Below are 25,162 nucleotides of genomic sequence, written 5' to 3'. Positions count from 1 at the left end.
GGAAACTATAGCAGTTTTCCTGCTTTCAGCTAGAGCCTATGAAAATATGGCATTCAGACCCGTCCATGCGTCCGAAATCGCAACAGAAAACACTCATCGTTTTGTCCCCGCCACCAAATGAAACCCTGGCACAGCAGTCGCCACGGTGCTGCACATCGTCTTCAGAAAGTGGGTCCCTGCGAAACAGAGCAGTATCAGGAAAAACGCCAGTTTCCGGCGCGGATCAGATTTCCTCGCCCTTCTTCAAGAGCTCTTCGATCAGGGCGCGCTGCAGGTCGGTACTGTCACCGCCTCCAAACTCTGCCGCACCACCGGTATAAAGGGTGCCGTAGGTCGCGGCGATGTTCACGGTCTGGGCCAGCCCCGAGATCAACTGGTCTTTTCTCAGTGAAGACAACGGGTGGATGAACGCAGCCCACAAAGTGCCATTGGCGATCGCGTAACGCGCATCCAGCGTACTGTCGAAATTGGCCTGCATCATGCGCCGCAGATCATCATCCGACAGCCCCTCGGCGCTGCGGATCGGGACCATGGCGCGCATCCGGTCGGCATTAATGTCTGTCACCACCAACATCGGATAATCCGCAACCGTCATCTGAAATCCGGGGCCCTGCGGTTGCGCTTCTGGGTCGAGCGCAAAGATGATCTTGCCCAGACGCTCGTAGTCCATTGCAGGCTCGGGCGTCTCCCCGTCCTGAGCTGCCAGTCTTCCGGCCAGAAAAATCAGCAATACGGCTAGTCGGATCATGGCACTTCTCCTGCAGGGTATTCCTTCACAATAGAAAGCCACCTTTTCACTGGCCAAACAAAGCTTGGTGAAGAGTATTCCCGGCAAGCCCTATCTTTGAACGATCTGCAAAATCTGACGGCCTTCCTGCGATAGTTCGTACAAGAACAGCCGCCTATCTTTGTTTCAGCGGTTGGCGCACCAGCCAGCCCGAACCTGAACACGAAAGGAAATGCAATGAAAAATCTGGTCCTGACCACCCTGATCGCAACCCTGCCGCTGATCGCTGCCCCGGCCTTTGCCGCCGATGAAATCAACGTTTCGAACGGAATCTCGGCAGCGGGCGCACCTTTGGCGGCCCATGGCGTCGATCTGGTCGCGCTGGTCAATGACGGCAACCCGGTAGAGGGTTTTGCAACCCATTCCGCCACCTATGACGGAGCGTCGTACTACTTCACCAGCGCCGTGAACCGCGAGGCGTTCGAGGCCAACCCGGCCGCCTATCTGCCGCAGCATGGCGGGTTCTGCTCGTATGGCGTGTCCGTGGGCAAGAAGTTCGACGGCGACCCGGATCAGTATCTGGTGGCTGATGGAAAACTGTACTTGTTCCTGAACGCCGACACCCGCTCAGCGTTCCTGAAGGACGTCACCGCCACGGCAAAAACAGCTGACGACCAGTGGGCAAGCATCAAAAGCATCGCCGTCGGCGAACTGTAATCAGGCAGCCCGCGGCACTACGGTGTCGCGGGTCGTCTTTGTTTGATGACCTCTATGGCCTGCTCCAATGCAGCTGCGATACTCAGATCAGAGGTATCGAGCAAAACCGCGTCATCTGCGGGCTTCATCGGCGCCGCACTGCGTTCCGCATCCCGCGCGTCACGCTCCCGTACATCCGCAAGGACCTGATCGCGTGTGACATCAGCCCCTTTTGCGCTGAGTTCAAGATAGCGACGCTCTGCGCGCACCTCAGCACTGGCGGTGACGAACAGTTTCGCTTCCGCCGCCGGACATATCACGGTTCCGATATCGCGACCGTCCAGCACGGCCCCTCCCGCCCGGCGGGCAAAGGTGCGCTGGAAATCCACCAATGCGGCGCGCACTTCGGGGATCACCGCAACTTTCGAGGCCGCCTGTGCAATCTCGGTCGTTCGCAGATCACCCTGAGCCAGTTCTTCAGCGGTCAACGCAAGCGCCGCCGCAACCGGGTCCACACCAACCAGCGTGTGCCTGCCCACGGCACGATACAGCAGCCCCGTGTCCAGATGCGCAAAGCCAAAATGTTCAGCGACACCCTTGGAAATCGTGCCCTTACCCGCCGCCGCAGGACCGTCTATGGCGACCGTAAAACTCATGTACGCTCGACCTTCGCCCCCAAGGCCGCCATCAGTGGTTCGAAAATCGGGAATGAGGTCGCGATTGGGCCGCCGTCATCGACAGATACTGGAGATTTCGCACCCATGCCCATGACCATAAAAGACATGGCAATGCGGTGGTCGAGAAAGCTCTCACATGTGCCGCCGCCTGGGACGTTACCGATGCCGAGGCCCTCGACCGACCACCAGTCGTCGCCCTCGTCCACTGCCACGCCATTGGCGCGCAGCCCGCGCGCCATGGCGTCGATGCGATCGCTTTCCTTGACGCGCAGTTCCTTGACGCCGCCCATCATCATGGTGCCGGTGGCATTGGCCGCTACCACAGACAGCACCGGGTATTCGTCGATCATCGAGGCCGCGCGTTCCGGTGGCACGTTGATGCCCTTCATGTTGGGTGAATATTTGGCGCGCAGATCGGCGACTGGTTCGCCGCCCTCTTCGCGCTCATTCTCATATGTCAGGTCTGCGCCCATCTCGCGCAAAGTCGTGAACAGCCCCGCACGGGTCGGGTTCAGACCGATACCTGGAACCAGTACGTCAGAACCGGGCGTGATCAGCGCCGCGCAAACCGGGAAGGCCGCGCTGGACGGATCCCGCGGAACGGCAATAACCTGCGGCTTCAACTCGGGGCGACCGGTCAGCGTAATCACGCGACCCTCGTCCGTGTCCTCAACCGTAATCTCCGCTCCGAAACCGGCCAGCATCCGTTCGGAATGGTCGCGGGTGGCTTCTTTTTCGATCACCACGGTCTTGCCCGGTGCGTTCAGACCGGCCAGCAGGACGGCCGACTTGACCTGAGCCGAGGGGACGGGAACTTCGTAGCGAACCGGCACTGGCTCGGCCGCGCCCACGATTGTCATCGGCAGACGCCCGCCGGAACGACCGACAGATTGCGTGCCAAACAGCGCCAGCGGATCGGTGACCCGCGCCATGGGACGCTTGTTCAGGCTGGCGTCGCCGGTAAAGGTCGCGGTGATAGGCGACGTCGCCATCGCCCCCATGATCAGGCGCACTCCGGTGCCCGAGTTGCCGCAGTCGATAACCTGATCGGGCTCGGCAAAGCCGCCAACCCCGACGCCATGCACGGTCCATTCGCCGCCGCCGTGATCCGTGACTTCGGCCCCAAAGGCCCGCATGGCCTTGGCGGTGTCCAGAACATCCTCGCCCTCCAGCAAACCCGAAATTCTTGTTTCGCCAACCGCCATCGCGCCCAGAATCAGCGACCGATGCGAGATCGACTTGTCGCCGGGCACCTCTGCCGTGCCGGTCAGCGGGCCGCAGGGATGCGACGTCATCGGGATGGGCGTTCCGTGTCCGGACATGGGGTCTCCTTTTGCGCTATCAGTGCTCAAGCCGATTAGCGAATTGGGGCCGGTTGGTCCAGCGGCAATGCGACCGCAAGATTGAACAGAATTTGGGGCATCAGCAAGTTTCAGGCTATTGTGGCGACATTTAGGACGCATTCGTTTTGATTCACACAAATCACTCCGAGGTCTAATCATGTCACAGCTTCGATCCATGCTTTCCAAGGGAACCGAAACCTACTTTCAGCCCGAAGACCCCTTGAAGACTGACAGTGTTCTGCAGATGCGCCTGGCCTTTCTGGTCGGGTTGGTCGCCTTCGGCCTGCCAATAATTCTTGCCAGTGGCGCAATATTTGGCGGCAGCTGTTTTCGTGACAGCATCAGCCACTTTTATTACGCCCAGTTTCTGGGGGCGATTTTTGTCGGATTACTGATATTCATCGGTGGTTTTCTGATCGCTTATACCGGTGACCACTGGCTTGAGGATCTTGGGTCCTTTATTGCCGGATTAGGTGCCTGCTTTGTTGCGGTATTCCCGACAAGCGGGTCTGGCTGCGAAGAACCGGTCAGCTTCCAGTCGCGTATTTTTGCCGATGTGAACCAAACACCGCCACCGGTCTTGTCTGACCCCGATCCCGAAGCATTTTTCACGCTGTTTTCCGGTGCCCCGCATTTGCATGCCTGGTCTGCCGGTATCTTGTTTATCTATCTGGGCCTTTATTGTCTGTTTGTTCTGCGCCGCGTGGTTCCCGAGCGTCACATCAAAAACGGTCAATTGATCGAGACAAAAAGACGGCGCAACACGTTGTATACGTTGTGCGGCATCACGATCCTGCTGTGCGTTCTGGTGCTGGGAATTGTCGCGTTTTCCGGCGAAGGCGCCCAGAGAGGGTGGAAGTCCCACAATCTGACCTTCTTTGTGGAAACCATCGCGCTTTGGGCGTTCGGGCTGGCGTGGTTTGCCAAAGGCAGGGCCTTTCCCAACCTGCGGGACCCCGCGCCTTAGCGCTCAGGTTTTGCGGAACGTCAGGTAATGCGGCGTACGCCCCTCGCGCAGGGCTTTTTGTTCATACCGGGTGGAAATCCAGTCGTCCCATGGCATACGCCAGTCCTGCGGGCGTTCCGCCAGCCATTCGAAACCGGCGCGCGGAACTTCCTCGAGTGTCTGCCGCACATAGTCCGGAATGTCAGTCGCCACGCGAAAAATCGACCCCGGCTTGAGGGTACGCGCCAAGGGTTCCAGATGTTCAGGCGTGACGAAGCGGCGGCGGTGGTGCCGGGTTTTCGGCCACGGGTCCGGGTAAAGCAGAAAGGCGCGCGAGATGCTTGCCTCGGGCAGCACGTCGAACAAATCACGCGCATCGCCGGGATGGATGGCGAGATTCTCAACCTCGGCCCGGCGAATTTTCCCCAGCAGCATGGCAACGCCGTTAATGTAGGGCTCGGCCCCGATGATGCCGACACCGGGGTTGTTTTGGGCCTGATGAACCAGGTGTTCACCGCCGCCAAACCCGACTTCAAGCCAGACGTCCCGGCCGCCAAACAGCGCCTGCAAGTCCAGAGGGTTCCGTTCGGGGTTGGTGTCCCAGTCAACCGCACCAGGTGACAATGCTGCGAGGTCTTCATTCAGATAGGTCTTTTGGCTGGGCTTCAGGGTCTTGCCCTTGAAGCGGCCATAGAAGTTTCTGCGCGGGCGTTGCGGGGTCTCGGTGCTCATGGCCGTGCCCATACTGCCCGTGCCCGGGCATTGCAAGGGTCAGAGGGCGAAGGCCAGACCCTACACCCCCGAGGTGTCTTCAAACAAAAAAGAACGCGCCCTGATGGGCGCGTCCCCCGTTAATTTCCGGTCAGACCGCGGCTTTCAGCGCATCCACCAGGTCGGTGCGCTCCCAACTGAAACCGCCATCCGCTTCCGGCTCGCGCCCGAAATGACCGTAGGCCGCGGTGCGCTGGTAGATCGGTTTGTTCAGTTCCAGATGCGTCCGGATACCGCGTGGCGTCAGGTCCATGACCTGCCCGACGGCATTTTCGATCACTGCATCCTCGATCTCGCCAGTGCCGTGAGTATCGGCATAGATAGACAGGGGTTTTGAAACACCGATCGCATAGCTCAACTGGATTGTGCAGCGCTCGGCCATTCCGGCGGCAACGACGTTTTTGGCCAGATAGCGCGCGGCATAGGCTGCCGAGCGGTCGACCTTGGTCGGATCCTTGCCCGAAAACGCCCCGCCCCCATGCGGCGCGGCGCCGCCATAGGTGTCCACAATAATCTTGCGACCCGTCAGCCCCGCATCACCGTCCGGTCCGCCAATGACGAATTTACCCGTGGGGTTAACGTGCCATTCTGTGTCAGCCGACAACCAGCCTTCGGGCAGTGTTTCCCGGATGTAAGGTTCGACAATGGCGCGGATGTCGTTCGAAGACAGCGCCTCGTCCAGGTGCTGTGTCGACAATACGATGGAACTGACGCCGACCGGCTGGCCGTCGCGATAAATCACCGACAGTTGTGATTTTGCATCCGGCCCAAGCGCAGGCTCGGTGCCATTTTTGCGAACCTCCGCAAGACGACGCAGGATCGCGTGCGAGTACTGGATCGGTGCAGGCATCAGCGCAGGCGTTTCGGTGGTGGCATAACCGAACATGATCCCCTGATCACCGGCGCCTTCATCCTTGTTGCCCGACGCATCCACTCCTTGTGCGATATGCGCGGATTGTTCGTGCAGCAGGTTGGTGACTTCGACCGTTTCGTGGTGAAACTTGTCCTGCTCGTACCCGATATCCTTTACGCAGGCGCGCGCGATCTCGTCGATACGGCCCATATATTCGTGCAAACGGTCCTGATCTGAAAGACCGACCTCGCCTCCGATTACAACGCGATTGGTCGTCGCGAATGTCTCGCAGGCGACACGCGCTTCGGGTTCTTCGTTCAGAAATGCATCAAGCACAGCATCGGAGATGCGGTCGCAGACCTTGTCCGGGTGCCCTTCGGAAACAGACTCCGAAGTAAAGGTATAGTTTTGTCGGGACATGAAAGTGCTCCATTAAGATTTCCCCATCACGCCAGGAAGCCGTTGTGACAGGCATCAGGATGCATAAATCGCCCGGCCAGAAGGGTCAATCCGCATTTATGATCCGGCCCGCCTGGCAAGCAGCCAGGACACCGAAAACATGGCCAATAAAGCCAAAAGCACCGGACTATCCCCAATGCGCGAATAAAAAGTTTCCGTCAGGGGGGCCGGTAGCCGTGCATCCACGTAGCCTGCCTTCCCCAGGGGCAATGCGCGTGTGATGCGTCCCAGCGGGTCAATCATGGCCGATACTCCGGTGTTGGCTGACCGCATCATCGGCAGACCCATCTCAATCGCGCGCATCTGGGCCTGCGTCAGATGCTGGTAAGGTCCGGATCGTGTTCCGAACCACGCGTCGTTGGTGATTTGCAGCAGGTAGTCCGCGCGCCCGGGGGCCGACAGGACGTCCTGAGTAAACACCGCCTCGTAACAGATAAGCGGCAACGCCCGGCCGAGCATGCCCGTATCCATCAGGGCTGGCCCGGGTCCGGAACTGAAACCGTTGCCCGTAGTCGTGGCCATGCCGTAAATTCCGAAACGAGCCATCAGATTCCCGAAAGGCACATATTCCCCGAATGGCGCAAGGTGATGCTTGTCATACAGCCCCTGCTGCTGGCCATCCTGATCCAGCAAGATCATGGAATTGTAGATACGGGCACCATCACTGCGCTGGATACCCAGAACAACCGGGACACCCTGGGCGGCATCTGCGACGGCGTTCAGATAAGGTTGCGCCCCGCTCAGCCACGCCGGTACGGATGTTTCGGGCCAGACAATCAGATCGGGGCGCGGTTCAGCGGCGGTAAATTCTACCTGCCGCGCAAAAAACAGCTGCGTGAAATCCGGATCCCATTTCTGGTGTTGCGGTGCATTGGGCTGCACCAAACGCACGACGTGATCGGTGTCAGTCACATTGGGCCTGCTGAGCGCATATACCCCGGCCAGAATCGCAAGCCCAGCCGTCATCGCGATTGGCACTGCCTGGTACCGAGTGTCTTCGCGCTTGGTCAGGCCCGCGCCCAAAGGCAGGGTGGCAAAAAGAGTCATCGCGCCCAAGCCGTAAGGCCCGATCAGCGACAGCAGTTGCGCCACAGGTGTACCGACCCAGATCTGCGCCAGCCCTGCCCAGGGAAAACCTGTGAGCACATATCCGCGTGCCAGTTCCACCAATGAAATTGCGGTCGCCAGCAAACACGCCTGCGAAATTGCCGGAGCGCCGGGGTGCCGCGAGACACGAAACGCCAAAGCCCAGAACAACGCCAGCCCGCCGGCCAGGAATACCAGCGCAAAGGGCGCCATCCAGGCGTGGCGCGCGGCGTCAACCTGAAACGGCTCGACAATCCAGGACAGCGCGTGCGCGAAATAGCCGGTGCCAAAGGCCCATCCCATCCAACAGGCGCGCGCCCTTGTTTCTGTTGTCAAAAACAAAGGCGCGATCAATACCAAGGCGACCAGAGTTGCCAGCCAATATCCGAATGGCGCTAGGCCAAACGCGGCCAGCGCCCCAAGCAAACCGGCCAGCGCAACCCTCAACAGGAAGGGCCAGCCTTTGGCAGGGTTCATGCAACCTGATCCGGCAACATGACACGCAATCGCTTGATGCGCCGGGGATCGGCGTCGATGACTTCGAACTCGGGGCCTTCGGGGTGCAGTACGACCTCTCCCCTCGTCGGTACACGCCCGGACAACATGAAGACCAGACCGCCCAGCGTATCGATCTCTTCCTCATCGACATCTTCGTGGCTGGTCAGCGAGCGTCCGATTTCGGCCTCGAAATCCTCAAGCGGGACTTTCGCCTGAACGACATAGCAGCCGGGCTTCTCCTGAACCCACAACTGACTTTCATCGGCATCATGTTCGTCGGCGATCTCACCCACAACCTGTTCGATCAGGTCTTCGATGGTCAGCAGGCCATCAACCCCACCGTATTCGTCGATCACCAGCGCCATATGGCGTCGCTCTGTCTGCATCTTTGTCAGCAGAACCCCGATCGGCATCGATGGCGGCACAAAAAGAAGCGTGCGCAGCATCGACACAAGGTCAAATTCAGCCGACCCGCCGTTGAACCCGTGGGTCAGAGCAAAATCCTTGAGGTGCACAAACCCCAAGGGCGTATCCAGGGTCCCGTCGTAAACCGGTATCCGTGACAATCCGCTGTCGCGAAACAACTGCGCCAGTTCATCCTTGCTGATCGTTGACGGGACCGCGATGATATCCGCAGACGGGATTGCAACATCCTCGACCCGCATACGGCGCAGGTTGATCATGCCGCGGGGCTGAACCATGTCGGTGTCATGTCCGTTGGCCACGCTTGCGGTGTCGTCACTCTGCGATGTAAATGCATCCACGATCCGGGAAAAAAGTCCGGATTTATCTTTACTTTCAATGTTGCCATCCTCTGGTTGCGCGCTTTGCGCCGCCATAGAACTGCCGTCTGTATCGCCCATTATCCTGTTCCAACTGTGCGGGCCCGAGGCCCCATTCATACATTATATGGGTCATCAATACCCATTTTGCCAAGTATCTCGACTTCGACCGCCTCCATCAAAGTGGCGTCGGGGTCACGAATGTGATCATACCCCAGCAAATGCAACACACCGTGAACGATCAGATGTGTCACGTGATCGCCCATGGATTTGCCCGCCTCTGCGGCCTCGCGCTGGCAGGTCTCGAAGGCTATGGCGATATCCCCCAGCACGATCTCACCCGTGAAGTCCGGACTTGGTTGCGCGGGGATTCCGCCTGGGTCCGCCGGTGAAAGATCCTCGGCGGGCCAGCTCAGCACGTTTGTCGGCACCGGCTTTCCCCGAAATTCCGAATTCAGATCGGCAATTCGGGCGTCATCACATCCCAGCAGGCTGATTTCACACTCATCAGGCTCAAGCCCGCAATGGGTCAGAACGCCAAAGACCGCCCTTTGCGCCAAAGGCTCCAGTTCTGACCAGCGCGTGTCTTCGACCGTTATTTCCAGGTTCATGCCTTTCACCCAATGCCTGTGCAGCGGGCGCCTAGGTCACTCTGTGTCCCGGCCCGCGTCGGCCTCATACGCTTCGATGATGGCGGCGACAAGCGGGTGGCGGACAACGTCCTTGGAAGTGAAATAGTTGAAACTGATGTTGGGAATCGACTTGAGCAGCCGTTCCGCATCCCGCAAACCCGACTGAACACCGCGCGGCAGGTCCACCTGAGACCGGTCCCCGGTGATAACCATGCGGCTGCCTTCGCCCAGTCGGGTCAAAAACATCTTCATCTGCATGGTGGTCGCGTTCTGCGCCTCGTCCAGCACCACAAAGGCATTGGCCAATGTGCGACCCCGCATGAACGCCAGCGGCGCGATTTCGATTCGCTTTTCCTCGATCAGCTTGGCCAGTTGCTTGCCGGGCAGGAAATCATTCAGCGCGTCGTACAGAGGCTGCATGTAAGGATCTACCTTGTCCTTCATGTCGCCCGGCAGATAGCCCAGCTTTTCACCGGCCTCGACTGCGGGTCGGCTGAGGATGATCCGGTCGACCTGCCCGCCGATGAACATCGACACCCCGGCGGCGACAGCAAGGTATGTCTTGCCGGTTCCCGCAGGCCCGATTCCAAAGGCCAATTCGTTGTTGAACAACGAGCGGACATAGGCTTTTTGGGCATCAGTGCGCGGTTCGACCAGCTTCTTGCGCGTCTTGATCTCGACAGTGCCGCCTTTGAACATTTCAAGCTGATCGCCGTCGCGCGTTCCGGTCTCGGCCTCGGAATTGCCCATGCGCAATTCCCTGTCGACATCGGCCGGCATGACCTCGCGCCCGCCTTCCAACCGGGTGTACAGGGCCTGCAGCACCTCGAGGGCCTGCTTTTGCGCATCTTCATCGCCCATCACGACCAGTTGATTTCCCCGGCGCACGATCTGAACAGATAGCTTCTGTTCGATATCGGCCAGATTGCGGTCATATTCGCCGCATAGATCAATCAACAGTCGGTTGTCGGGAAATTCAACAAGCGCCTCGTTCCGGGGCATGTCATTTTGCGGTGGGGTCAGGGCACCGATGGCCAATCCGTTCTCCTGTCTTGGCGTTTCAAAATCAGCGTAGACAACAATTCTTGTCGGGCGCAAGACAGAGTTTCAAATTTTCCCCGACGCATTGCAAAAGCGCCGCCGACCGTCCCCTTGCGCCTTGGGTCGCGTTTGGTGGAATGCGCCCTCAGAACCGGTAATTCAGACCGAACCGAAGCCCCTGATACTTGGGCGTGGATTTTGTGGAAAAGCCCGAGTCGAACGTCACGTCTTTCGACTGGAACTGAACAAATTCATATTCACCGGTAATCGACCAGTTATCGGACAGGAAGTGCTCTGCACCGACACTGACCGAGAACCCGCCGCGCTGGTCGCTTTCCTCAAAGGACTGAATGCGGGATACGGGGCCAAAGCTGTTGGAGGTGGTCACATCGCCCTGCACGTACCCGAGGGACACGAAATACAGAATATTTCCGCCCCGGTTTGTCACGCCATTACGAAACCGGACCGACAGGATATCGGAAATTTCGGAACTGCCCGTGACGGCAACGGACCCAACTTGAGTGGAAACACTGTCTTCCAATGATCCGAAATCGTACCCGAGCTCTAACCCGTAGACATAGTTGCGCCGACCGCTGATAGGCAGGCTGCCGCGCCACCCGCCCCGAATTCCGCCATAAGAACCGCTCAGGGTGAGATCGCCGACAGTCGTGGTGCCGGCAGGAGTTCTGAGGCCAAACCTGTCATCCCCCTCGCCCCCGTATCCGGCACTGAGCCCGAGGTAGAACGCGCTGACATCATCGCCGTACCGTTTTGCGCTGATCACTTCAGCATCAGCAACATCGCCGTTGCGATCGCTGGCGGGGCTGGAACCGGCTTGAAACACCATCAAAAGGGCCAAAGGCAATGCTGCCCAAAACCTGGGTGAAACCGAATGTGCTCGCTTTTTCACTCGTACCCTCCTTTGCGCCGAACGAACCATCGGACCAACGCATATCCGCTCCAAAAAGGCGCGTGGGAACCGCCCCAAGGAAAGACTGGGTTTCCTCGACCATAGTTCGCAACGATAAATCAAGGGTAAATTTTGGAAACAAACACCAGTTATGGTGTCTGCGCCATGGATTACGACGGCCTCAGATCACTTCGCCCGCAAGCGAGTTTGCACCGGATTCGGTGATCAGCACGTCCCTCAGATCGCCCGCCACAATATCGGTGCCCGTAACGTGAACCGAATGCAGATACTCGGATTTTCCGACCATCTGGCCCGGCAAACGCCCTTGTTTTTCAAACAAAACCCGTACTTTTCTGCCGACCATGTCATCCTGGATCTCGCGCTGATGGCGGGTGATCAGCGCCTGCAGACGCTGCAGACGATCATCCGCCGCTTGCGGGTCGACCTGTTGCCGCTCGGCGGCCGGTGTGCCGGGGCGCGTCGAATACTTGAAAGAATAGGCATATCCATACCGGACCTGCTCGACCAGTTCTATGGTCTCCTGGAAATCCTGTTCGGTTTCCTCCGGAAAGCCCACGATGAAATCGCCGGACATGACGATATCCGGCCGCGCAGCGCGGATACGTTCGATCAGGCGCAGATAGCTTTCGGCGGTATGGCTGCGGTTCATGCGCTTGAGGATCCTGTCCGATCCCGACTGCACTGGCAGGTGCAGATACGGCATCAGTTTTTCGCAGGTTCCATGCGCCTCGATCAGGTCATCCGCCATGTCATTGGGGTGCGATGTGGTAAAGCGAATACGCTCCAGTCCGTCGACCTTGTTCAACTCCCAGATCAGGTCGGCAAGAGACACATCCCCGTTCGGGCCCGCACCGTGATAGGCATTGACGTTCTGTCCCAGCAGGGTGATTTCGCGCACGCCGCGGTCAACCAGATCCTGCGCCTCGCGGATGATACGGTCCGCAGGCCGGCTGACTTCGGCCCCCCGCGTGTAGGGAACAACGCAGAAGGCACAGAACTTGTCACAACCTTCCTGAACGGTCAGAAATGCAGTTGGCCCACGGCTGGCCTTTGGACGGTTCTTGAGCTTCTCGAACTTGTCCTCTTCCGGAAAATCCGTATCCAACGCCTTTTCGCCCGCGCGGGTCTTCGCCTCCATCTCGGGCAGGCGGTGATAGCTTTGCGGCCCCACAACCAGATCGACCAGAGGCTGGCGGCGCATGATCTCTTCACCCTCGGCCTGGGCGACACAGCCCGCAACGCCAATCTTGAGATCGGGTTTTTCGGCCTTCAGCCCCTTGAACCGGCCCAATTCGGAATAGACCTTTTCGGCGGCTTTTTCCCGGATATGGCAGGTGTTCAGCAGGATCATATCCGCGTCGTCCGGGCTTTTGGTTTCGACATAGCCCTTCCCACCCAGAGTTTCGGCCATACGCTCGCTGTCGTAGACGTTCATCTGGCAACCATAGGTCTTGATGTACAGCTTCTTGGGTTCTGACATGAAAACGGCCTTTGCGTTCGCGGGATCGGCGTCGTCTATACCCATAGAACGCCGCTTGCAATGCCGACGCGATTAACCGATTTTGGCCGGCAATTCCAGCACGGCGGATCAAGACAGGCGATGCACTACAAGACCCTCGACACATTTCTGCAGTCCGGCAGCGCTGCCCTCGCCAAGGGACCCGTTGCCCTGATCATCGCCGAGGACGACGTCGAACTTGACGGAACCATCCGCCACCATCTGAACCTTGGCTTCAAATCCCTGATCGCTTTGATGCCGCCGGAGTTTCAACTGGACCCGGAACTGTCCGAACGCGTTCACCGGGTGGATCAGACCTGCGCGCCAAGAACCGTTGTCTTTGACGCCCTCAATCGGATCATCCAGGCCGCGCCGGGGTTGTGGCTGTACTACTGCTACAACGCCGAGTACCTGTTCTTTCCGTTTTGCGAGACCCGAAGCATCGGCGAAATGCTGACGTTCCACACCGAAGAGCGACGCAATGCGATGCTGTGCCACGTGATCGACCTTTATGCCGAGGACCTGGCCGTATATCCCAACGGTGTAGCCCCCGATCACGCCATGCTGGACCGAACCGGATACTACGCGCACGCCCGCCACGATGCTGACGGACATCCGCTTGAGCGCCAACTGGACATGTCAGGTGGCCTGCGGTGGCGGTTCGAGGATCACATCCCCTACGAACGCCGCCGCATTGACAGGATTTCCTTGTTCAAGGCGAAAAAGACCCTGACGCTTCTGCCGGACCACAGCTTTAACGAGGCGGAATACAACACGTATTCGTGCCCCTGGCATCATAACCTGACGGCCGCGATTTGTTCCTTCCGCGCTGCCAAGGCCCTTAAAAGCAATGCCGGTTCCACATTCGATATCCCGACCTTCCGCTGGCAGAATTCAGTGCCGTTTGAATGGACCTCGCAGCAATTGCTCGATCTGGGCCTGATGGAATCGGGACAATGGTTCTGACAAGCTTTTCGTCTGTTTGAAAATGCCGCAGTGGAAGCGCGGCATTGTGGCGATGGGGGCAGAGTCCCCTACCGCTGCAACAAGACCGGAAACCAGTCTTCGCGCAGACGTTGCCCCGGCTGCATGTCATGCCCCGGAAACGGGGGCGAAGTTCGGCCCGGGCGCTCGACATAGCGTGCGTCGTCACCGACCAGCCGCAACGAAAACGCCCGGCGGCGGCTGTCCGACTGATTGCCCCGCGCTCCATGCAGTGTGCGGTAATTGAAGGCGACCGCATCTCCCGGCTCCATCTCGAACTCGACGACCCGCATGCCTTCGGCATCCGGATCGGGCACGGGGATGTACTGGCCTTCATCCGCAAAGAACCCTTCCTCGGAAACCCATCGTGTCGGCAGGACTTCTTTTTCCCACCGGTGCGACCCGGCAACGCAGCGCAAGGTTGCCTGCTTGACCGGATCAAGTGGCGACCAGAAGCTGATCGTTTGCTGGCCATCAACAAAGTAATAGGGACCATCCTGGTGCCATGGGGTCGCCATCGAGGTTCCAGGTTCCTTGACCAGCACGTGATCATGAAACATCTGAACACTGCGCGACTGCATCAGGTCTGCAGCCACCTCGGCAGCCGGAGAGTTTCGGATCACGTCTTCAAACTGTCCGATTCGCGACCAGTTGCAGTAATCGTCGAAAAACAGTCCGGTCTCGCCCTGTTTATGGTTGTCGGACGCATACGGTCCAGGCTCGGCCATGTTTGCGGCCACTCCGTCGCGCAGAGCTTCCACGTGATCGGCAAATAGCCCTTTGATCAGGACCACGCCGTCTTCCTGAAAGGTGTCAATCATTTCCTGTGTAACAAGGGGGTGTGTCATCTCGATCTCCGTGCGTTCCCTGCCCGATCTGCACATGGAAATTAATTCTGTTCAAATAATATCTTTCGAACCTAGAATTAATGGCATGTTATACGTTACGCTCCGACATTATGAATATATCTGCGCAATCGGCCGCTACGGCAGCCTGTCTGCGGCGGCTCAGCAACTCAATGTCTCGCAACCCGCGCTGTCCACCGCCCTGACGCGGGTCGAGTCGCAATTGGGGTATCCGCTTTTTGCCCGCAAACGAGGCGCCGCGATGGCCGTCACGCCACAGGGCCGCCGGTTTATCGGCGAGGCTGAGGCGCTGCTGGACCGTGCCGCGCGGCTGGAATCGTCGGACCAGACCAACACCGGCGCGGCGACGCTGCGGATCGGGTGTTTCTTGGACCTGGCCCCTTTCCTCATGGCTCCGGCCTTGCACCTACTTCGGAATGCCCTGCCTGACGTCGCGATCACTTATCAGGTGGACGGATTCGAGGGACTGATTTCGGGAATGATAGATGGGCGCATTGACGTTGCCCTGACCTATGGGCTGAGCATGGATGCAGGGTTCTCGCGGCGCATCCTGTTCGACAACATCCCCCACGCGGTGATGCCGCCCGAGCATATTCTGACGGGCAACGGCACAATTTCACTGAAGGATTTGGAATCGCACCCCCTAATCCTGTCTCAGGAGGGTTTGTCGGCGCAGCATGTGCTGGGCCTGTTCCGGCAAAACGGGTTGTCGCCCACCGTCGCGCACCGCGCGGCCTCGCTGGAAATCCAGCGCAGCCTTGCCGCCCACGGCGAGGGAATCGCAATCAGCTATGCCATCCCGCACAGCCATTTCAGCTATGACGGGCGACCGCTAACCAGCAAGCCGATATCCAACCCGGAAGCGGCAGAACCCGTGGTTCTGGCACGTCACGGAATCGGTCCGGCGGACAGCAATGTTCAAAAGGCGGAACAGGCTCTGGCTGAACTCGGCGATTGAGAGGTGTTACTGCGTTTTGCGAAGGCGGATAACAACGTCAACCGACGCGATCTCGACCCCTTCAGGCGCTTCGGGAAGACGCTGGATCACCAACTGATCCGAGGGCGCATCGCTCAGCCTCCCTTCGTCTTCCCAGAAGAAGTGCGGGTGGTCATGCGTGTTGGTGTCAAAATAGCTTTTTGACCCGTCCACGGTGATTTCCTGCAGAACACCGGCGTCGCAAAAGGCGCGCAGCGTGTTGTACACGGTCGCCAGCGACACCGCGTCGCCATTTTTCTTGGCCGCATCAAACAGGCTTTCGGCGGTGACGTGACGGTGTCTTCCGTCGCCAACAAGCAGCTCGGCCAAAGCGACACGCTGGCGCGTCGGGCGCAATCCGGCGTCTACAAGCCAAGTCGTGGCTCTTTTCTGGCTTTGAGGTGTCATGATTTCCGATACCCACAATTCTGGCTGACTTACATATAAGTGCTTCGCCCCCACAATTTCAAATGAAATTCATTCGCAAAGAATGGGCTGAGCGCGACATGATATGGACCACAACTCTTGCAGGCCCTTGCAAACGGGTGCTAGACGAGGCCAGATATAACGAACGGACCCCTGGCAGGAGAGGCGGCAGAATGGCCCAATTCCCGAGCAGTTTTGACAAGGATGATCTGCTGAAATGCGCCCGTGGCGAATTATTCGGCCCCGGAAACGCGCAGTTACCTGCCCCACCGATGCTGATGATGGACCGGATCACAGACATTTCCGGCGATGGCGGCGAACATGGCAAAGGCCATGTGGTGGCAGAATTCGACATCAATCCTGACCTGTGGTTCTTTGACTGCCATTTCCCCGGCAACCCGATCATGCCAGGCTGTCTGGGTCTGGACGGGCTGTGGCAGCTGACCGGCTTCAATCTGGGCTGGCGCGGCTGGCAGGGGCGCGGATACGCATTGGGTGTGGGCGAGGTCAAGCTGACCGGAATGGTGCGCCCCGACCGCAAGATGCTGACATATTACGTGGATTTCACCAAAGCCGTGCAAACCCGCCGTCTGACCATGGGTGTGGCGGATGGCCGGGTCGAAGCCGACGGCGAAGTGATTTATCAGGTCAAGGACATGAAGGTTGCGCTGTCCGAAAGCTGAACCCCGGCTGACGGACTGGTAACAAGGAACGGAATACAGGAGTACGCATATGCGTCGCGTCGTCGTCACCGGTCTGGGGGTCGTTTCCTCGATCGGCAACAATGCCGAAGAGGTCCTCGCCTCGCTCAAGGCAGGTAAATCCGGGATCGAAGCCAACGAACAGATGGTCGAACACGGATTTCGCAGCCAGATCGCCGGAACGCTCAAGATCGACGTGGCCGAGCATGTGGACAAGCGCACCCTTCGTTTCATGGGCCCTGGTGCCGCATACGCGCACATCGCCATGAGCCAGGCGATCGAAGACGCCGGCCTGACCGAAGACCAGGTCGTCAACCCGCGCACGGGTCTTGTCGCCGGTTCCGGTGGACCATCGACCAGCGCCATGCTGACAGCGCATCAGACTGTGCTGAAAAACGGTGCCACAAAGCGGATCGGCCCATTTGCGGTGCCGAAATGCATGTGCTCGACAATTTCGGCGAACCTTGCGACAGCGTTCAAGATCAAGGGTATCAACTATTCCATCACGTCGGCCTGCTCGACGTCGCTGCATTGTATCGGCAACGCGGCGGAACAGATTATGCTGGGCAAGCAGGATGTGATGTTTGCAGGCGGCGGCGAGGAACTGGACTGGACCCTGTCCTGTCTGTTCGACGCGATGGGTGCGATGTCCTCCAAATACAACGACACCCCCGAAAAAGCCTCGCGTGCATTCGATCAGAACCGCGATGGTTTCGTGATTTCCGGCGGCGGCGGCATCGTGGTTCTGGAAGACCTGGAACATGCACTGGCACGCGGCGCGAATATCTATGCCGAGGTCACGGGTTATGCCGCGACGTCCGACGGACATGACATGGTTGCACCGTCCGGTGAAGGCGGCGAGCGTGCGATGCGCCTGGCCCTGTCCACCCTGCCCGAAGGCCGTAAGGTCGATTACATCAACGCCCACGGCACCTCGACCCCGGTCGGCGATGTGGGCGAGGTTGAGGCGGTCCGCCGTATCTTCGGTGAGGGCAGCGTACCGCCGATTTCGTCGACCAAATCGATGACGGGCCATGCGCAAGGCGCAGCCGGCGCGCTTGAGGCGATTTTCTGCCTTTTGATGCTGCAAAATGACTTCATTACTCCGTCGATCAATGTCGACACACTTTCCGACGGCATCCTGCCCGGTGAAATTGCAACTCAGGTGGTTGAAAACGCAGGCCTGGACAGCGTGATGACCAACAGCTTCGGCTTTGGCGGCACCAACGGCTCCATGATCCTGTCCAGGTATAACGGGTGACTATGATGTCGGATCTTCTCAAGGGCAAACGCGGCCTGATCATGGGCGTGGCGAATGACCGCTCGATTGCGTGGGGCATTGCCAAGGCGATGCATGAAGCCGGTGCCGAACTGGCGTTCACCTATCAGGGTGAGGCGTTCGGAAAGCGGCTGGAGCCGCTGGCACAAAGCCTCGGCAGCGATTTCATGGTAGATGCGGATGTTACCGATGACGCATCGCTGGACCGCGCCTTTGGCGAGCTGGGTGAGCGCTGGCCGACCATCGATTTCGTCGTGCACGCCATCGCCTATTCCGACAAGAACGAACTGACCGGCCGGTTTCTGAACACGACCCGTGCGAACTTCAAACACTCGCTGGATGTCTCGGCCTATTCATTTATCGAGGTCGCGCGCCGCGCATATCCGCTTATGAAGGACAATGGTGGCACCTTGCTGACCCTGACCTATCAGGGGTCCAACAAGGTTGTTCCCAACTACAACGTGATGGGTGTGGCCAAGGCGGCACTGGAATCGGCGACCCGCTACCTGGCCAACGATTTGGGCCCCGACGGTATTCGCGTCAACGCAATCTCTCCCGGGCCGATGAAAACGCTGGCCGGGGCCGCAATTGGCGGCGCGCGCAAGACCTACAAGTTCTGCGATCAGAACGCGCCGATGCGATCGAACGCGACGCTTGAGGCTGTGGGCGGCACTGCGGTTTATCTGGCGTCGGACGCCGGGTCCTGCACATCAGGTGAGATCATCCGCGTAGATGGCGGTTTCCATATCCTTGGAATGCCGCAGCCCGAGGCGATGTGACCATATCTTTCCCTGCCGACGCCTAGATTTGACCATTTTTCGGCGGCAGGGATTGGCTTATGAGCAAGCTAGACCAGATCATTGCAAACAACGCGCGCGGACCTCAGGTCCGGCGCAAGTCGGGACTCCTGACCAATCGGGGTCGTGTCATGTTACTGACGCTGACATCCCTTCTGGTGCTGTTTGTCTTTTTGACTCAGCCACCGGTGCGTGAAGCTGTGGACCGCCTTATCGGCATGATTGCAGGCTGACGGTCTTTTCGCCTTTTCCGGTCAGTTTACCGAAACCACCTCAATCTCAAAGATCAGGTCCTGTCCCGCCAGGGGATGGTTCCCGTCAAGAGTAACAGTGGCCTCATCTGCATCGACAACGGTAACAGGCAAGGCTTGCCCGTCAGGCGTCTGCATCTGCAGCTGAGTACCAGGCTCCAGCGGAATATCATCCGGGATGCCTTCGCGCGGGATGGCCTGGCGCATCGCCGGGTTGATCGGCCCATAGGCTTCCACACAGGCGATTTCGACCCGTTTCTTGTCGCCTGCCGCCAGACCCGGCATGGCCGTGTCGAGACCGGGAATGATCTGGCCCGAGCCAACGACGAACTCAAGCGGATCGCGCCCCTCGGAACTGTCGAAGACGGATCCGTCCAGCAAGGTGCCGGTATAATGGATGCGCACTGTGTCGCCTTGTTTGATTTCAGTCATTTTGAACTCCGACCGGGTAAGGAATGAACCGGTCAACCTAGGGTATGACACGATAATGTAAACCCTTGCCCCTTTAACCCACGAAACTCCTGTGCCAACCTGCCGCCGAATGGCAGTGAGGGTCCGATGGTAATTTCCACCTGTGTTTTTGATGCCTATGGTACGTTGTTCGATGTCACCGCCGCCGCAAGGCAGGCCGCAGGTGAACCGGAGTTCGAGGCGCTACGGCAGAAATGGCCCGAGCTGGCCAATTTCTGGCGCCTGAAACAGCTGCAATATACCTGGTTGCGGGCGATAACAGAGGCGCATGCCGATTTTTGGGACGTGACGCAGGACGGGCTTGATTGGGCATTGGAAGCCACGGGGCTAGATGGCAATGCCGCCCTGCGACAGAGGCTACTGGATTTGTACTGGCAACTGCAGTCCTATCCGGAAGTGCCCGAGATGCTGAAGGCATTGAAAGCGGGTGGTTTACAGACCGCCATCCTGTCCAACGGATCTCCGCCGATGCTGGAAGGTGCCGTGCAGTCGGCCGGCGTCGGCGATCTGCTGGACGACGTGCTGTCGGTCGAAACTGTTGGTGTCTTCAAACCACATGCGAAAGTCTACGACCTTGTGCAGCAACGCTTTGGCTGTGAACGCGATCAGGTCCTGTTCGTCAGCTCCAATGGCTGGGACGCTGCCGGCGCCAGCGGATACGGATTCGTGACTGCCTGGGTCAACCGTGCAGGCGAACCCCAGGACCGATTGCCGTGGACGCCCGCTCATGTCCTGCCCGACCTGACTTCGATCCCAAAGCTGGCCGGTCTTTGATGGCGTTTTTCACGACCTCGGACAACAAGCGCATTTATTATGAGGACAACGGCACAGGCGCTCAGGTCCTGTGTCTGGCCGGATTGACGCGCAATGGTCGGGATTTTTCTTTCCTTGCGCCCCACATGGCCAATTGCCGCATGATCACGATGGATTATCGCGGGCGCGGTCGTTCCGATCATGACCCGGACCACACAAACTACAACATCCAGCGCGAGGCGCTGGACGCAATCGAATTGCTGGATCATCTGGCCCTCGACCGGGTGGTCATTCTGGGGACGTCCCGCGGCGGTTTGATCGCGATGGCGCTGGCAATCAGCCATCGCCACCGGCTGGCCGGCGTTATCCTGAACGATGTCGGCCCGGTCATTGAACCTGCAGGCATTGCCAAGATCATGGAATACGTTGGCAAACCGCCGGTTTCCAGAACACTAGATCAGGCGGCACGGCAACTGAAACAGGCTATGGACCCTCATTTCCCCGGTGTCCCTCTGAGCATCTGGCGACGGCAGGCCGAGTTTCAGTACGAAGATCAGGGCGGGCATCTGTCGTTGCGCTACGACCCCGCCTTGCGGACCGCGCTGATCGAACAAGCCGCTGCCGGTGTGGTGCCGGATTTGTGGCCGTTGTTCGAGGCCTTGCGCGATTTGCCGGTTGGTGTCATCCGTGGCGCAAACTCGGACATTCTGGTAAGGGAAACACTTACCCAAATGCAAACTCGTCACCCCGGACTTATCGTGGCTGAGGTGCCGGACCGTGGGCATGTTCCCTTTCTGGACGAGCCCCCTTCGCTGACCGTCATTCGCAAAGTACTGGACGCCGCATGAGCACCATTGATTTGATCGAAGCCGCCGCCACCCGACTGCGGGGACATGTGCGGGAAACACCGATCCTGACCTCGCCCTTTCTGGACGAAATCGCAGGCCGGCGTGTGCTGGTGAAACCCGAATGCCTGCAACATACCGGCAGCTTCAAGTTTCGCGGCGCATGGTCGGCAATCTCGGCGCTGGAAGAAAGTGACCGGCAGCGCGGCGTCATTGCCTATTCCTCGGGCAACCATGCGCAGGGGGTTGCGCTGGCCGCGTCCCGGAACGGGATATCATCGGTCATCATCATGCCCTCAGACGCGCCACGGCTGAAGATCGAAAACACCCGCGCATTGGGGGCCGAGGTTGTTCTCTACGACCGCACAACAGAAAGTCGCGAGGAGATCGGAGAAGGTCTGGCGCAGGAACGTGGGCTGACGCTGATCCGGCCCTACGACGAACCGCAAGTAATCGCCGGACAGGGCACCACGGGGCTTGAGATTGCTCGTCAGGCAGCCGAAGCCGGGGTTGCCAATGCGGACGTTCTGGTGTGTTGCGGCGGCGGCGGCCTGTCATCGGGCATTGCCTTGGCTTTGGAAAAACACGCGCCTGACCTGCGGGTTCGCCCGTGCGAGCCGGAAGGCTTTGATGATGTCAAACGATCGTTGGAAAGCGGCCGCATCGAAAAGAACACGGCGGCAGCGGGCAATCTGTGCGATGCAATCCTGACCCCCCAACCCGGCCGGATCACCTTCCCGATCCTTCAGCGTTTGTGCGGTCCCGGGCTGGCGGTATCCGAGGAAGAAGCCCTGCGGGCAATGGCGCAGGCTTTTTTGCGCCTCAAGATCGCGCTGGAACCGGGCGGGGCCGTGTCATTGGCGGCAGCCTTGTTCCGAAAGGACGAGATTCAGGGCGACGCGGTCATTGTAGTGGCATCCGGCGGAAATGCCGATCCGCAAGTTTTTGGCCAGGCGTTGGAATTCCTGACCTGACAGCAGGCGGCAATCCGTGCAAGTTGACCCCGAACTCTGAATCGACAGGGACCGAAATCATGCAAATCGCCGATCTTGGTGACGTGCAACTGCATTACCAAACGGACGGCAACCCGGACGGGGCACCGATCGTGTTTGCCAATTCCCTTGGGACCGATCTGCGCCTTTGGGACAGCGTCCTGCCGCATCTGCCGGATGGCCTGCGGATCATCCGTTTCGACAAGCGTGGTCACGGATTGTCTTCGCAGCCTCCCGGCCCGTATTCGATGGGCGCCTTGATAAGGGATACCGAGGCCCTTCTGGACCATCTTGGTGTCCGGGATTGCGTATTCGTCGGCTTGTCCATCGGCGGCATGATCGCCCAAGGCCTGGCCGTCAAAAGGATGGATCAAATCCGCGCGCTGGTTCTATCAAACACCGCCGCCAAAATCGCGATCCCGGCCATCTGGCAGGATCGCATGGCCGCGGTGCGAGCTGGCGGGATCGAAGCACTGGCCGACGCAACGATGGAACGGTGGTTTTCGAAGGCCTATCGCACATCGGCGGATCATCTGCTGTGGCGCAACATGATGGTTCGCCAACCGGTCGAAGGTTATCTGGGGTGCTGCGCCGCCATATCGGGCACCGATTTCTATACGCCGACCAGCGGATTGCGCCTGCCCACATTGGGCATCGCCGGCAGCGAGGACGGCTCGACCCCGCCCGATCTGGTCAGAGAAACAGTTGACCTGATCCCCGGCTCCCGGTTTGAACTGATGCGCAAGGCGGGACATCTGCCCTGTGTCGAACACCCCAAGCAATACGCCGCCTTGTTGCGACGCTTCCTGTCCGATGTCGGACATATCTGAAGGAGAGACGACTGTGGCGGATTTTTTGCTGACCCACGGGTCCTGTCATGGCGCATGGTGCTGGCGCGATCTTATCCCCGCACTTGAACGTCTGGGGCATTCCGCCCATGCCATCGATCTGCCCAGCCACGGTTCCGACCCGACCCGCATCTGCGACGTTACGCTGGACGGGTGTCGGGACGCTGTTCTGGCGGCCACAACACCGGAAACACTCATCGTCGGGCATTCCTGGGGCGGATATCCGATCAGCGCCGCCGCCGAGGCTCAGCCAAACGCGATGCGGGGCCTGATCTATCTTTGCGCGTATGTGCCGCATGACGGCTTGTCGATGGTCGAGATGCGAAAACGCGCGCCCCGGCAACTGATTGTTGACGCCGTGGACAAATCTGCCGACGGCCTGTCCTACACCGTTCATCCAGACCGGGTGCAGGATCTGTTTTATCACGACTGCCCGACCGGCACGACCCAATATGCGCTGGCACGAATGTGCCCTCAGCCAATCCGGCCTCAGGACACCCCTTTGCCGCTGTCCGAAAGATACGCCGGCGTCAAAAAGGCATATATCCGTACAACCGACGATCATACGATACCGACCGAATACCAGGAAACGATGAGCCACTGCGCGCCACCGAACCTGCGTCACACCATCGACAGTTCGCATTCACCGTTTTTCGCGCAGCCGGAAAAGCTGGCCAAACTGCTGAGCGAGATCGAGCATGGACTCTGAACCCGGCTGACCGGACGTCACGACACGGTACAGGGATGTTCCCTTCCCTGCGGCCGGTCGCTAGGGTCCGCGCAGAAACCAATGAAACCGGTACTCATGCGTCTGCCATTTCTGTTTGTTCTCAGCATCGTGATGATCGACGCCATGGGCATCGGTCTGGTGATGCCCATCATGCCCGAACTGATCCTCGAAGTTCAGGCAGGAACGCTGGCAAGTGCTGCGATCTGGGGCGGGATTCTCAGCACCGCATTCGCTGCAATGCAGTTTGTGTTCAGCCCCATTTTGGGAAATCTTTCTGATTCTTATGGTCGGCGCACGGTTCTTCTGGTGTCGCTGTTTGTCATGGCACTGGACTACGTGGTCATGGCGGTTGCAGGCAGTATCTGGTTGCTTCTTGCCGGGCGCATCGTGGGCGGCATCACCGCGGCCACCCACGCAACCGCGGCGGCTTTCATGGCGGACGTGTCAAAACCGCACGAGAAAGCCGCCAATTTCGGGCTGATCGGGGCCGCCTTTGGCGTTGGCTTCGTGCTTGGGCCAGTTCTGGGCGGTGTGCTGAGTGAATACGGAACCCGCGCGCCGTTCTGGGCGGCGGCGGGGTTGTCTGCGCTGACCTTCGTCGTCGGTCTGTTCGTCATGCCGGAAACGATCACGGACAAGACCCGGCGCGCATTCAGCTGGCGACGTGCCAATACCGCAAATTCGTTGCGCGCTATCGCCGGACTGCCGGGAATTCGACCGTTGTTGTGGGTCTACTTCCTGTATTCGGTGTCAATCTATGTCTATCCCGCAATCTGGTCGTATTTCACGACTGAGCGCTTTGGCTGGTCACCGCAGATGATCGGGGTGTCGCTTGGGGTCTACGGCATGGCCATGGCGGCCGTGCAGGGCGGTCTGATCCGCCCGGCCACGCGATATCTGGGCGAGCGGGCAACCATCATCTACGGCATGGGATTCGAGATAATCAGTTTCTTGCTGTTGGCGTTTCTGACCAACGGAACTGTCGCCCTGATCCTGATCCCGATCACGGCCTTTGGCGCCGTGATTACCCCGGCCCTGCAGGCCATGATGTCGCGGGCCACACCGGATTCCCAACAGGGCGAACTGCAGGGCGTTCTGACCTCACTCCATGCTCTGTCGATGATTATCTCTCCGTTGCTGATGACCGGCGTATTCGCGCATTTCGTGCGACCGGACACAGCTATCTATTTGCCCGGTGCGCCGTTTCTTCTTGCCCTTGTGCTGATGATTGCAGGTTTCGTGCTGTTTTCCCGGGCGCGCCCTCTTGTGGCGTAACAACGACATCGCGATGACGGATTCCGCC

The 25,162-nt window shown here is 59.2% G+C and carries 28 protein-coding genes and 1 riboswitch; of the genes, 14 read left to right on the top strand and 14 right to left on the bottom strand.

What is annotated here, in order from left to right:
- Positions 1–223: 223 nt before the first annotated feature.
- Positions 224–748: a hypothetical protein gene (locus tag ACR1XU_RS08665; RefSeq protein ID WP_480905825.1), complete on the bottom strand. Its 525-nt coding sequence runs from the start codon at positions 746–748 to the stop codon at positions 224–226.
- Between the two features lie 216 nt (positions 749–964).
- Here ACR1XU_RS08665 and ACR1XU_RS08660 point away from each other — a divergent pair, with 216 nt between their 5' ends.
- Positions 965–1,444 carry a YHS domain-containing (seleno)protein gene (locus ACR1XU_RS08660; protein ID WP_480905827.1) on the top strand — a complete coding sequence of 160 codons (480 nt, stop codon included), beginning with the start codon at positions 965–967 and terminating at the stop codon, positions 1,442–1,444.
- A 17-nt stretch (positions 1,445–1,461) separates the two neighbouring features.
- Here the strand turns inward: ACR1XU_RS08660 and ACR1XU_RS08655 are convergent, their stop codons facing one another.
- Together ACR1XU_RS08655 and aroA are read right to left on the bottom strand one after the other, a co-directional pair.
- A complete protein-coding gene (locus tag ACR1XU_RS08655; RefSeq protein WP_480905828.1) occupies positions 1,462–2,079 on the bottom strand; it encodes a (d)CMP kinase in 618 nt (205 codons plus the stop codon).
- Positions 2,076–3,422 (bottom strand): 3-phosphoshikimate 1-carboxyvinyltransferase, encoded by a 1,347-nt coding sequence (gene aroA / locus ACR1XU_RS08650; protein WP_480905831.1) that lies wholly within the window; start codon positions 3,420–3,422, stop codon positions 2,076–2,078. Before aroA ends, ACR1XU_RS08655 begins: the two co-directional genes overlap by 4 nt.
- A 178-nt stretch (positions 3,423–3,600) precedes the next feature.
- Between aroA and ACR1XU_RS08645 the strand changes: the two genes are divergently transcribed.
- Positions 3,601–4,410: a hypothetical protein gene (locus tag ACR1XU_RS08645; RefSeq protein ID WP_480905834.1), complete on the top strand. Its 810-nt coding sequence runs from the start codon at positions 3,601–3,603 to the stop codon at positions 4,408–4,410.
- 3 nt (positions 4,411–4,413) lie between these two features.
- Here the strand turns inward: ACR1XU_RS08645 and trmB are convergent, their stop codons facing one another.
- The 8 genes from trmB to miaB form a co-directional block, all read right to left on the bottom strand.
- The gene (gene trmB / locus ACR1XU_RS08640) at positions 4,414–5,121 is read right to left on the bottom strand and encodes a tRNA (guanine(46)-N(7))-methyltransferase TrmB (RefSeq protein ID WP_170807697.1); all 708 of its coding nucleotides are present in this window, start codon (positions 5,119–5,121) and stop codon (positions 4,414–4,416) included.
- A gap of 130 nt (positions 5,122–5,251) precedes the next feature.
- Positions 5,252–6,433: a methionine adenosyltransferase gene (gene metK, locus ACR1XU_RS08635; protein WP_170807696.1), complete on the bottom strand. Its 1,182-nt coding sequence runs from the start codon at positions 6,431–6,433 to the stop codon at positions 5,252–5,254.
- Between the two features lie 5 nt (positions 6,434–6,438).
- A riboswitch (SAM-SAH riboswitch) is annotated at positions 6,439–6,487 on the bottom strand.
- Between the two features lie 42 nt (positions 6,488–6,529).
- Positions 6,530–8,035, bottom strand: a complete 1,506-nt coding sequence (gene lnt, locus ACR1XU_RS08630) for an apolipoprotein N-acyltransferase (RefSeq protein ID WP_480905839.1) — start codon at positions 8,033–8,035, stop codon at positions 6,530–6,532.
- Positions 8,032–8,919 carry a hemolysin family protein gene (locus tag ACR1XU_RS08625; RefSeq protein WP_480905842.1) on the bottom strand — a complete coding sequence of 296 codons (888 nt, stop codon included), beginning with the start codon at positions 8,917–8,919 and terminating at the stop codon, positions 8,032–8,034. The genes lnt and ACR1XU_RS08625 overlap by 4 nt, the downstream gene beginning before the upstream one ends.
- A 35-nt stretch (positions 8,920–8,954) precedes the next feature.
- A complete protein-coding gene (gene ybeY, locus ACR1XU_RS08620) occupies positions 8,955–9,449 on the bottom strand; it encodes an rRNA maturation RNase YbeY (RefSeq protein WP_480905845.1) in 495 nt (164 codons plus the stop codon).
- Between the two features lie 36 nt (positions 9,450–9,485).
- Entirely contained in the window at positions 9,486–10,508 is a 1,023-nt protein-coding gene (locus tag ACR1XU_RS08615) for a PhoH family protein (RefSeq protein ID WP_170619426.1), read from the bottom strand.
- A gap of 148 nt (positions 10,509–10,656) precedes the next feature.
- Positions 10,657–11,421, bottom strand: coding sequence for an outer membrane protein (locus ACR1XU_RS08610; protein ID WP_480524926.1), 765 nt, complete (start codon positions 11,419–11,421; stop codon positions 10,657–10,659).
- A 181-nt stretch (positions 11,422–11,602) separates the two neighbouring features.
- Positions 11,603–12,922, bottom strand: coding sequence for a tRNA (N6-isopentenyl adenosine(37)-C2)-methylthiotransferase MiaB (gene miaB, locus ACR1XU_RS08605; RefSeq protein ID WP_480905905.1), 1,320 nt, complete (start codon positions 12,920–12,922; stop codon positions 11,603–11,605).
- A 120-nt stretch (positions 12,923–13,042) separates the two neighbouring features.
- Here miaB and ACR1XU_RS08600 point away from each other — a divergent pair, with 120 nt between their 5' ends.
- Positions 13,043–13,906, top strand: coding sequence for a glycosyltransferase family protein (locus tag ACR1XU_RS08600; RefSeq protein WP_480905850.1), 864 nt, complete (start codon positions 13,043–13,045; stop codon positions 13,904–13,906).
- A gap of 68 nt (positions 13,907–13,974) precedes the next feature.
- Here ACR1XU_RS08600 and ACR1XU_RS08595 read toward each other — a convergent pair whose 3' ends face one another.
- Positions 13,975–14,772, bottom strand: a complete 798-nt coding sequence (locus ACR1XU_RS08595; RefSeq protein WP_170807692.1) for a phytanoyl-CoA dioxygenase family protein — start codon at positions 14,770–14,772, stop codon at positions 13,975–13,977.
- Positions 14,773–14,857: 85 nt separating this feature from the next.
- On the opposite strand from ACR1XU_RS08595, the gene ACR1XU_RS08590 reads away from it, so the two are divergent.
- Positions 14,858–15,748, top strand: a complete 891-nt coding sequence (locus ACR1XU_RS08590; protein ID WP_480905853.1) for a LysR family transcriptional regulator — start codon at positions 14,858–14,860, stop codon at positions 15,746–15,748.
- Between the two features lie 6 nt (positions 15,749–15,754).
- Here ACR1XU_RS08590 and irrA read toward each other — a convergent pair whose 3' ends face one another.
- Positions 15,755–16,174 carry an iron response transcriptional regulator IrrA gene (gene irrA / locus ACR1XU_RS08585; RefSeq protein ID WP_480905856.1) on the bottom strand — a complete coding sequence of 140 codons (420 nt, stop codon included), beginning with the start codon at positions 16,172–16,174 and terminating at the stop codon, positions 15,755–15,757.
- A 191-nt stretch (positions 16,175–16,365) separates the two neighbouring features.
- Between irrA and fabA the strand changes: the two genes are divergently transcribed.
- The 4 genes from fabA to ACR1XU_RS08565 are packed head-to-tail and all read left to right on the top strand — an operon-like array spanning position 16,366 to position 19,202.
- Complete coding sequence (gene fabA, locus ACR1XU_RS08580; RefSeq protein ID WP_170807690.1) at positions 16,366–16,875, top strand: bifunctional 3-hydroxydecanoyl-ACP dehydratase/trans-2-decenoyl-ACP isomerase; 510 nt, start codon at positions 16,366–16,368, stop codon at positions 16,873–16,875.
- Between the two features lie 49 nt (positions 16,876–16,924).
- Positions 16,925–18,154 (top strand): beta-ketoacyl-ACP synthase I, encoded by a 1,230-nt coding sequence (fabB, locus tag ACR1XU_RS08575; RefSeq protein ID WP_480905860.1) that lies wholly within the window; start codon positions 16,925–16,927, stop codon positions 18,152–18,154.
- A 5-nt stretch (positions 18,155–18,159) separates the two neighbouring features.
- Positions 18,160–18,951 (top strand): enoyl-ACP reductase FabI, encoded by a 792-nt coding sequence (locus ACR1XU_RS08570; RefSeq protein WP_170613467.1) that lies wholly within the window; start codon positions 18,160–18,162, stop codon positions 18,949–18,951.
- A gap of 59 nt (positions 18,952–19,010) precedes the next feature.
- Entirely contained in the window at positions 19,011–19,202 is a 192-nt protein-coding gene (locus ACR1XU_RS08565; protein ID WP_170613469.1) for a hypothetical protein, read from the top strand.
- A gap of 21 nt (positions 19,203–19,223) precedes the next feature.
- On the opposite strand, the gene ACR1XU_RS08560 is transcribed toward ACR1XU_RS08565, so the two are convergent.
- On the bottom strand, positions 19,224–19,652 hold the full coding sequence (locus ACR1XU_RS08560; RefSeq protein WP_170678317.1) for an FKBP-type peptidyl-prolyl cis-trans isomerase: 429 nt from the start codon (positions 19,650–19,652) through the stop codon (positions 19,224–19,226).
- A gap of 126 nt (positions 19,653–19,778) precedes the next feature.
- On the opposite strand from ACR1XU_RS08560, the gene ACR1XU_RS08555 reads away from it, so the two are divergent.
- From ACR1XU_RS08555 to ACR1XU_RS08530, 6 genes are all read left to right on the top strand, one after another.
- Positions 19,779–20,465 carry a haloacid dehalogenase type II gene (locus tag ACR1XU_RS08555; protein WP_480905864.1) on the top strand — a complete coding sequence of 229 codons (687 nt, stop codon included), beginning with the start codon at positions 19,779–19,781 and terminating at the stop codon, positions 20,463–20,465.
- Entirely contained in the window at positions 20,465–21,292 is an 828-nt protein-coding gene (locus ACR1XU_RS08550; protein WP_480905867.1) for an alpha/beta fold hydrolase, read from the top strand. The genes ACR1XU_RS08555 and ACR1XU_RS08550 overlap by 1 nt, the downstream gene beginning before the upstream one ends.
- Positions 21,289–22,263 (top strand): threonine ammonia-lyase, encoded by a 975-nt coding sequence (locus ACR1XU_RS08545; RefSeq protein ID WP_480905870.1) that lies wholly within the window; start codon positions 21,289–21,291, stop codon positions 22,261–22,263. Before ACR1XU_RS08550 ends, ACR1XU_RS08545 begins: the two co-directional genes overlap by 4 nt.
- Positions 22,264–22,322: 59 nt before the next feature.
- Positions 22,323–23,111 (top strand): 3-oxoadipate enol-lactonase, encoded by a 789-nt coding sequence (pcaD, locus tag ACR1XU_RS08540; RefSeq protein ID WP_170807685.1) that lies wholly within the window; start codon positions 22,323–22,325, stop codon positions 23,109–23,111.
- 13 nt (positions 23,112–23,124) lie between these two features.
- Positions 23,125–23,838, top strand: coding sequence for an alpha/beta fold hydrolase (locus ACR1XU_RS08535; protein WP_480905874.1), 714 nt, complete (start codon positions 23,125–23,127; stop codon positions 23,836–23,838).
- A 96-nt stretch (positions 23,839–23,934) separates the two neighbouring features.
- Positions 23,935–25,134, top strand: a complete 1,200-nt coding sequence (locus ACR1XU_RS08530; RefSeq protein ID WP_480905908.1) for a TCR/Tet family MFS transporter — start codon at positions 23,935–23,937, stop codon at positions 25,132–25,134.
- Positions 25,135–25,162: the final 28 nt, after the last annotated feature.

Source organism: Ruegeria sp. D1(2025), assembly GCF_056536425.1.
This window is presented reverse-complemented; position numbering and strand designations above follow the sequence as displayed.

Excerpts from the sequence above, each read along its gene's own strand:
- ACR1XU_RS08665 (WP_480905825.1), bottom strand. The coding sequence starts at position 748 with ATGATCCGACTAGCCGTATTGCTGATTTTTCTGGCCGGAAGACTGGCA.
- ACR1XU_RS08660 (WP_480905827.1), top strand. The coding sequence starts at position 965 with ATGAAAAATCTGGTCCTGACCACCCTGATCGCAACCCTGCCGCTGATC.
- ACR1XU_RS08655 (WP_480905828.1), bottom strand. The coding sequence starts at position 2,079 with ATGAGTTTTACGGTCGCCATAGACGGTCCTGCGGCGGCGGGTAAGGGC.
- aroA (WP_480905831.1), bottom strand. The coding sequence starts at position 3,422 with ATGTCCGGACACGGAACGCCCATCCCGATGACGTCGCATCCCTGCGGC.
- ACR1XU_RS08645 (WP_480905834.1), top strand. The coding sequence starts at position 3,601 with ATGTCACAGCTTCGATCCATGCTTTCCAAGGGAACCGAAACCTACTTT.
- trmB (WP_170807697.1), bottom strand. The coding sequence starts at position 5,121 with ATGAGCACCGAGACCCCGCAACGCCCGCGCAGAAACTTCTATGGCCGC.
- metK (WP_170807696.1), bottom strand. The coding sequence starts at position 6,433 with ATGTCCCGACAAAACTATACCTTTACTTCGGAGTCTGTTTCCGAAGGG.
- lnt (WP_480905839.1), bottom strand. The coding sequence starts at position 8,035 with ATGAACCCTGCCAAAGGCTGGCCCTTCCTGTTGAGGGTTGCGCTGGCC.
- ACR1XU_RS08625 (WP_480905842.1), bottom strand. The coding sequence starts at position 8,919 with ATGGGCGATACAGACGGCAGTTCTATGGCGGCGCAAAGCGCGCAACCA.
- ybeY (WP_480905845.1), bottom strand. The coding sequence starts at position 9,449 with ATGAACCTGGAAATAACGGTCGAAGACACGCGCTGGTCAGAACTGGAG.
- miaB (WP_480905905.1), bottom strand. The coding sequence starts at position 12,922 with ATGTCAGAACCCAAGAAGCTGTACATCAAGACCTATGGTTGCCAGATG.
- ACR1XU_RS08600 (WP_480905850.1), top strand. The coding sequence starts at position 13,043 with ATGCACTACAAGACCCTCGACACATTTCTGCAGTCCGGCAGCGCTGCC.
- ACR1XU_RS08595 (WP_170807692.1), bottom strand. The coding sequence starts at position 14,772 with ATGACACACCCCCTTGTTACACAGGAAATGATTGACACCTTTCAGGAA.
- ACR1XU_RS08590 (WP_480905853.1), top strand. The coding sequence starts at position 14,858 with ATGTTATACGTTACGCTCCGACATTATGAATATATCTGCGCAATCGGC.
- irrA (WP_480905856.1), bottom strand. The coding sequence starts at position 16,174 with ATGACACCTCAAAGCCAGAAAAGAGCCACGACTTGGCTTGTAGACGCC.
- fabA (WP_170807690.1), top strand. The coding sequence starts at position 16,366 with ATGGCCCAATTCCCGAGCAGTTTTGACAAGGATGATCTGCTGAAATGC.
- fabB (WP_480905860.1), top strand. The coding sequence starts at position 16,925 with ATGCGTCGCGTCGTCGTCACCGGTCTGGGGGTCGTTTCCTCGATCGGC.
- ACR1XU_RS08570 (WP_170613467.1), top strand. The coding sequence starts at position 18,160 with ATGTCGGATCTTCTCAAGGGCAAACGCGGCCTGATCATGGGCGTGGCG.
- ACR1XU_RS08565 (WP_170613469.1), top strand. The coding sequence starts at position 19,011 with ATGAGCAAGCTAGACCAGATCATTGCAAACAACGCGCGCGGACCTCAG.
- ACR1XU_RS08560 (WP_170678317.1), bottom strand. The coding sequence starts at position 19,652 with ATGACTGAAATCAAACAAGGCGACACAGTGCGCATCCATTATACCGGC.
- ACR1XU_RS08555 (WP_480905864.1), top strand. The coding sequence starts at position 19,779 with ATGGTAATTTCCACCTGTGTTTTTGATGCCTATGGTACGTTGTTCGAT.
- ACR1XU_RS08550 (WP_480905867.1), top strand. The coding sequence starts at position 20,465 with ATGGCGTTTTTCACGACCTCGGACAACAAGCGCATTTATTATGAGGAC.
- ACR1XU_RS08545 (WP_480905870.1), top strand. The coding sequence starts at position 21,289 with ATGAGCACCATTGATTTGATCGAAGCCGCCGCCACCCGACTGCGGGGA.
- pcaD (WP_170807685.1), top strand. The coding sequence starts at position 22,323 with ATGCAAATCGCCGATCTTGGTGACGTGCAACTGCATTACCAAACGGAC.
- ACR1XU_RS08530 (WP_480905908.1), top strand. The coding sequence starts at position 23,935 with ATGCGTCTGCCATTTCTGTTTGTTCTCAGCATCGTGATGATCGACGCC.